At 64.9% G+C, this 6,389-nt stretch carries 8 protein-coding genes; all 8 read right to left on the bottom strand.

Features of this window, described 5'->3' with window-relative positions; genetic code table 11:
- Positions 1 to 229: NADH-quinone oxidoreductase subunit J (locus ACFE7K_RS15305; protein WP_375399059.1), on the bottom strand; the 229-nt coding region annotated here is incomplete at its 3' end.
- A 177-nt stretch (positions 230 to 406) separates the two neighbouring features.
- On the bottom strand, positions 407 to 892 hold the full coding sequence (gene nuoI, locus ACFE7K_RS15310; RefSeq protein WP_375399060.1) for an NADH-quinone oxidoreductase subunit NuoI: 486 nt from the start codon (positions 890 to 892) through the stop codon (positions 407 to 409).
- Positions 889 to 1,950 (bottom strand): NADH-quinone oxidoreductase subunit NuoH, encoded by a 1,062-nt coding sequence (nuoH, locus tag ACFE7K_RS15315; protein WP_375399061.1) that lies wholly within the window; start codon positions 1,948 to 1,950, stop codon positions 889 to 891. The genes nuoI and nuoH overlap by 4 nt, the downstream gene beginning before the upstream one ends.
- A complete protein-coding gene (locus ACFE7K_RS15320; protein WP_375399062.1) occupies positions 1,941 to 2,342 on the bottom strand; it encodes a hypothetical protein in 402 nt (133 codons plus the stop codon). Before ACFE7K_RS15320 ends, nuoH begins: the two co-directional genes overlap by 10 nt.
- Positions 2,342 to 4,336: an NADH-quinone oxidoreductase subunit NuoG gene (gene nuoG, locus ACFE7K_RS15325; protein ID WP_375399063.1), complete on the bottom strand. Its 1,995-nt coding sequence runs from the start codon at positions 4,334 to 4,336 to the stop codon at positions 2,342 to 2,344. The genes ACFE7K_RS15320 and nuoG overlap by 1 nt, the downstream gene beginning before the upstream one ends.
- 5 nt (positions 4,337 to 4,341) lie before the next feature.
- Positions 4,342 to 4,935, bottom strand: coding sequence for a hypothetical protein (locus ACFE7K_RS15330; protein ID WP_375399064.1), 594 nt, complete (start codon positions 4,933 to 4,935; stop codon positions 4,342 to 4,344).
- Positions 4,936 to 5,359: 424 nt separating this feature from the next.
- Positions 5,360 to 6,031 (bottom strand): hypothetical protein, encoded by a 672-nt coding sequence (locus ACFE7K_RS15335; RefSeq protein ID WP_375399065.1) that lies wholly within the window; start codon positions 6,029 to 6,031, stop codon positions 5,360 to 5,362.
- Positions 6,031 to 6,389: NADH-ubiquinone oxidoreductase-F iron-sulfur binding region domain-containing protein (locus ACFE7K_RS15340; RefSeq protein ID WP_375399066.1), on the bottom strand; the 359-nt coding region annotated here is incomplete at its 5' end. The genes ACFE7K_RS15335 and ACFE7K_RS15340, both read right to left, overlap by 1 nt.

Here is a 6,389-nt window from a genome sequence, read left to right on the forward strand (position 1 = left end):
CGAGCATCATCACCACGAACAGGAACAGCACCGCGACCGCGCCGACATAGACGATGACGAGCAGCATCGCGATGAACTCGGCGCCGCACAGCACCATCAGCCCCGCCGCGTTGAAGAACGCGAGGATCAGCCACATCACCGCATGGACCGGGTTGCGCGACGACACCGTCATCGCGCCGGCCAGCAGCACGATGCCTGCGAACAAGTAAAAGGCGATCGCCTGAATCACTCTCCAATCCTCCCCTGCAAGGGGAGGGGGACCGCGCCGCAAAGCGGCGTGGTGGAGGGGTGTCCCGGCCCGGACGTGCGCCGAACGCAACGAACGGGTACACCCCTCCGTCGCGCGTGCCGCGCGCCACCTCCCCTTGTAGGGGAGGATTGAGCTAAATTGATCATGCCGCGCCGCCTACCGGTAGGGCGCATCGGCGGCAAGGTTGGCGGCGAGAACGCTTTCCCAGCGGTCGCCGTTATCGAGCAGTTTCGCCTTGCTGTAGATCAGTTCCTCGCGCGTCTCGGTCGAGAACTCCATGTTCGGCCCCTCGACGATCGCATCGACCGGGCACGCCTCCGCGCACAGCCCGCAATAGATGCACTTGGTCATGTCGATGTCGTAGCGGGTCGTCCGGCGCGAGCCGTCGTCACGCGGCTCCGCCTCGATCGTGATCGCCTGCGCCGGGCACACCGCCTCGCACAATTTGCACGCGATGCAGCGCTCCTCGCCGTTGGGATAGCGGCGCAGGCCATGCTCGCCGCGGAAGCGGGGGCTGATCGGATTTCGCTCGAACGGATAGTTGAGCGTCGCCTTGGGCTTGAAGAAATACCGGAGCGTCAGCGCATGCGCCTTGAGGAACTCCCACAAGGTGAACGACTTGACGAATTGCGCGGGCGTCATGCGTGAACTCCGACGCGCATCCACATCAGGACGCCCGACACAATGAAAACCCAGAGCAGCGACAGCGGCAGGAACACCTTCCACCCCAGCCGCATCAGCTGGTCGTAGCGATAGCGCGGCACCGTCGCCTTCACCCAGGAGAAGATGAAGAAGAAGAACAGGATCTTGCCGAACAGCCAGATGATGCCGGGCACCGCATACAGGATCGGAATGTCGAACGGCGGCAGCCAGCCGCCCCAGAACAGCGTCGCGTTCAACGCGCACATCAGCAGCACGTTGGCATATTCGCCAAGCCAGAAGAGCGCGAAGCTCATCGACGAATATTCGGTCTGATAGCCCGCGACCAGCTCTGATTCCGCTTCGGTCAGATCGAACGGCGCGCGCTGCGTCTCGGCCATCGAGGAGATCAGGAACACGACCCACATGGGGAACAGCAGCGGATTGGCGACGAAGCCGTTGACCAGCCCGAACACATGCCCCTTCTGCGCCATGACGATGCCGGACAGGTTGAACGTCCCCGCCCACATCACGACCGTTACCAGCACGAAGCCGATCGCGACTTCATAGCTGACCATCTGCGCTGCCGCGCGCAGCGCCGAGTAGAAGGGGTATTTCGAGTTGGACGCCCAGCCCGACAGGATGATTCCGTACACACCCAGCGACGAGGCAGCGAGCACGTAGAGCAGCCCGACGTTGATGTCGGTGAGCACCACGCCCGCCTGGAACGGCACCACCGCCCACACGATGAGCGCGACGGTGAAGGTGATGATCGGCGCCAGCAGGAACAGCACGCGGTTGGCGGCCGACGGAATGATCGTCTCCTGCAGGAAGACCTTGAGCCCGTCGGCGAAGCTCTGGAGCAGTCCGAACGGCCCGACCACGTTCGGCCCGCGCCGCAGCGCCATCGCCGCCCAGATCTTGCGATCGGCATAGATGATCATCGCCACCGCCAGCATCAGCGGCAGCGCGATCAGCAGGATGCCGGCGATGGTCGCAGTGAACCACGCCCAGCCGTAGGACAGGCCGACGGTGGTGTTGAAGAAGCTGGTCACGGCCATTCGATCCTGAAGCCCATCGCCAGCGCGCCGGGGATGTTCGGATTGGCAGGGTTGGGTACGAGTTGCTGCCGGCGGGGATCGATCAGCACATCCATCGACTCCATCGGGATCGCACCAAGCAGCACTTGATCGCCCATCACCATGCCGCCTGTGAAAGCGCGCCGCCCGAAGACCTCCACCAGGATCGGGCCGACATAGTCGACCGCTTCCTTGCGGCCGTCAGCGTAGGTGACTGCCCGCTGCTCGATGGCGTCGAGCTTCAATTGGCGCGCGATCAGCCTGGGGATGCACAGATCGACCGCGCCGCTGTTGACCAACGCATTGGCATCGATCTCCTCAAGCTCCGGCTTGGCGGCGTTGGCGAGCCGGATATGCTGATAAACCAGGCCCATCACTCCGCCGCCGCCGCGAAGGCTTCGCCGTGGACCAGTTCCTGCGAGCAGCGCTGCATCGTCGGGCTGGCGCGGCAGATGGCGTTGGTCAGGTAGAAGTCCTTGATCGGGTAACCGGCGAGCACCCCCGAGGGGGTCGCATCGAGCGCCGGCGGGTTCCATTCGAACGATACCAGCCCCAGGTTTCGCAGCGCCGGTACCTCACCGTACATTTCTTCACGCAACCCCGCGAGGCTGTCGAAAGGCAGTGCATGGCCAAGCACCTCCGACAACGCCCGGAAGATGCTCCAGTCCTCGCGCGCGTCACCCGGCGGGAACACCGCGCGCTCGCCGCGCTGGACGCGGCCCTCCAGATTGACCCAGGTCCCGGCCTTTTCGGCATAGGTCGCGCCCGGCAGCACCACGTCCGCCGCCGCCGCGCCCTTGTCGCCGTGATGGCCGACATAGACCTTGAACCCGGCGAAGCGGCTGTAATCCACCTCGTCCGCGCCAAGGAAGAAGGTCAGCTTCGCGTCGTGCAACGCACCGATCCCACCCTTCGCGGCATAACCGAGCATCAGCCCGCCCGTGCGGCTCGCCGCCATATGGACGACGTTGAACCCGTTCCAGCCGTCCCGGATCAGCCCCAGCGGCTCGACCAGCTTCAGCGCCGCGCCATGGCCGCCCTTCAACGCCGCGCCGCCCAGGATCATCATCGGCCGCTCGGCCTTGCCGAACGCCTGCGTCACCGCCTCGGGCAATGCGCCCAGCACCGCCAGATCGTCGCCGAGCCACTCGGCCTTGTAGGTCAGGTCCGTCTCAGGTCCGATCGCGAACACTTTGGCGCCGCGCTTGATCGCCTTGCGCACGCGCGTGTTCACCAGAGGCGCTTCCCAGCGCAGATTGGTCCCGACCAGCAGGACCGCATCCGCCCGCTCGACGCCGGCGATGGTCGTGTTGAAATTGACCGCCGCGATGCTCGACGTGTCGTAATCCAGCCCGGTCTGCCGCCCCTCGAACAGTGACCCACCCAGCCCATGCACGAGCCTCTTGGCAGCAAACATCGTCTCGCAATCGACCAGATCGCCCGCTACCGCCGCGACGCTGCCGCCATGATCCACCGCCGCGATCGCCGCGAATGCCTCGTTCCAACTAGCCTCGACCAGCTTGCCGCCGCGGCGCACGAACGGCCGATCGAGCCGCCGTCGGACCAGCCCGTCGACGTGATGGCGCGTCTTGTCGGTCGCCCACTCCTCGTTCACGTCCTCGTTGATGCGTGGCAGGCAGCGCAGCACCTGACGGCCGCGGCTGTCGAGGCGGATGTTCGTGCCCACCGCGTCCTGGACGTCGATCGTCAGCGTCCGGCGCAACTCCCAAGGCCGCGCCTCATAGGCATAGGGCTTGGACGTCAGCGCGCCGACCGGGCAGAGGTCGACGACATTGCCCGACAATTCGCTGGTGACCGCACGTTCCAGATAGGACGTGATCTGCATATCCTCGCCGCGATAGATCGCGCCGATTTCCTCGACGCCCGCCACTTCCTCGGCGAAGCGGATGCAGCGCGTGCACTGGATGCAGCGGGTCATGATCGTCTTGACGATCGGGCCCATATATTTCTCGGTAACGGCCCGCTTGTTCTCGTCGTAGCGCGACGCCCCGCGACCGTAAGCGAGGCTCTGGTCCTGCAGGTCGCACTCGCCGCCCTGGTCGCAGATCGGGCAATCGAGCGGATGGTTGATGAGCAGGAACTCCATCACCCCCTCGCGGGCGTGCTTAACCATCGGCGTGGTGGTGAAGACCTCCTGATTGTCCGCCGCCGGCAGCGCGCACGACGCCTGCGGCTTGGGCGGCCCCGGCTTCACCTCGACCAGGCACATCCGGCAATTGCCGGCGATGCTGAGACGCTCATGGTAGCAGAAGCGCGGGATTTCCTTGCCCGCGGCCTCGCACGCCTGAAGCACGGTGGCCCCCTGCGGCACCTCGACCTCGACCCCATCGACTTTCAGCTTGGGCATGAGACTCAGGCCTTCGTCGGCGCGGCAAACATCGCGTAGCGATAAGCCGCCTCACCGAGAAAGGCGCGCATAAACGCCCGCGACACCAATGTCGGACGGGTCTCGCCAGCGCAGGTCGGAGCCTCGCGGAATATCGTGTTCATCAACTCTTCTTCTCGCGCGCCGCCGTGCCGGGATTCAAAGATATTTTGTGCGACCGCAGGCTGCAGCGCCACCAAGCATCCGGCCACCAGAGCAAGCGATCGATCCTGTGGCTCCCGCAGCGTGGAAAAATCTCTTTCGTTCTCAAGAAATTTTTCCAGCTTCCGTGAATCCACGGCAGCGGGTTCGGGAGCGGTCTTGAAACGCTTTAGATAGAGAGCTTCCGCGTAAGTCCCTCGAACCAGCGAAAGGATGCGCGTAATTGCCCCGGACTGGCCACAGCCGCCCAAACGGTCACCCAACTCGATCAAGCGCCGTTCGCCCGATGACATCGGCTTGTTCTCGAGCGCCTTTGCGATGGCGTTGCCACTAATCTGTGTTGCACAGCGCGCGAAGGTTTCGAGCAGACCGAAGCGGCGGATAGAGTCGGGAGTATCGCGATCGGGAGGGAACTCCAAGGCCGAAGATCCTCGCGAAAGCGCCGTCATCCTTGAAACACTGCCCGGGGGCGGCAAAGGAAACGTTCTGGACTGGGGCGTCGGGACAGATTGCGCTGTCGCTTCACTCATCGACACCAACATCGCGATCGCAAGGCAAGCCAGCGTCATCCAGTATCGAGACACTTCTTGGAGTTTCCGGACTGCCTTAGTGGTCGTGGTGTCACTCCGCCGCTGCCAATGCGTTGACCGGAGTTCCATAAATTCATTCATTCCGCCGCCCTCCTCACCGGCGCCAAGTCGCCTCCGGACTTCTCGATTCGCCGATCCCAGCTCGGGCCGCAAGCTCCGCATCACACCTTGGGCAGGCCAACTCGCGGCCTCGCACGCCTGTCCCTCGAACGACGTCCACGCCAGGTCATCGACTTTCAGCCTGGGCACCCCGTCAGTCTTTCATCTTGGCGCCATCGCCGACATGCTGCAGCAGGGCGTTGGCCAGATAGCCGCGGAACCGCCGTACCGTGAGACCTGACGTATCGGACGGCGAGCAACGGCCAATGGCCGGCACCAGCGCAGCGAAGCGCTTGTCCTCCTCCGGCACGTCGATCGGGCCCGTGACCAACCGATGCACGGCCGGCGGATCCACGAACACCACGCAATTCGCGATCGCACCCAGATACCACGCGCCTTGCTGCTGGTCGGTGCCGTTCGCATCGGCCGGCACGACGGCGAAGCTCGCCGGCGGCGGCGTTCCGGCCGGGGTCGGCGGTGGCACGTCACCCGACTTATGGTTCCGACGATAAGCGATCGTCGCCAGGGCATTGCGCACTGCGGTCGGGGTGAACGGCATGGGATATAGCGGGCTGCATTCGCGGTTGACCGCCGCCAGCTTTCGCACCTGCTTTGCTTCTTCGTCAGAAGCGAGTCGCGTCTGCAACACCTTGGCCGCAGTGGCTTGCGCGCGCGCTTCGGCACAGAAGGCGAAGCGACCGAGGCTCATGTCCGCCAGATTATCCGGCGTCATCAGCGGCCGGCCGAAGCGCTCGTTATCGTCGCGTTGCGCCAGCGCCGGCGAGCAGATCGCAAGCAAGACCACAAGAGAAGCAGTCGCGCGCATCACTCCGCCGCCTCCATCATCGGCGCGAGGTCGCCCGCCGACGCGCCCGACCGCTCGTTGATGCGCCGCTCCAGCTCGGGCCGGAAATGCCGGATCAGTCCCTGGATCGGCCACGCCGCCGCGTCGCCCAGCGCGCAGATGGTGTGGCCCTCGACCTGCTTGGTGACCTGCTGGAGCATGTCGATCTCGGCGATCTCGGCGTCGCCGGTGCGCAGCCGCTCCATCATCCGCCACATCCAGCCGGTGCCCTCGCGGCACGGTGTGCATTGGCCGCAGCTCTCGTGCTTGTAGAAATAGCTGATGCGGCTGATCGCGCGGACGATGTCGGTCGACTTGTCCATGACGATGACCGCCGCCG

Source organism: uncultured Sphingomonas sp., assembly GCF_964244265.1.
Taxonomy (GTDB): domain Bacteria; phylum Pseudomonadota; class Alphaproteobacteria; order Sphingomonadales; family Sphingomonadaceae; genus Sphingomonas.

Bases quoted from the DNA above. Each gene is read 5' to 3' on its own strand.
- nuoG (WP_375399063.1), bottom strand. From the start codon at position 4,336: ATGCCCAAGCTGAAAGTCGATGGGGTCGAGGTCGAGGTGCCGCAGGGG.
- nuoI (WP_375399060.1), bottom strand. From the start codon at position 892: ATGACGCCCGCGCAATTCGTCAAGTCGTTCACCTTGTGGGAGTTCCTC.
- ACFE7K_RS15320 (WP_375399062.1), bottom strand. From the start codon at position 2,342: ATGGGCCTGGTTTATCAGCATATCCGGCTCGCCAACGCCGCCAAGCCG.
- nuoH (WP_375399061.1), bottom strand. From the start codon at position 1,950: ATGGCCGTGACCAGCTTCTTCAACACCACCGTCGGCCTGTCCTACGGC.
- ACFE7K_RS15335 (WP_375399065.1), bottom strand. From the start codon at position 6,031: ATGCGCGCGACTGCTTCTCTTGTGGTCTTGCTTGCGATCTGCTCGCCG.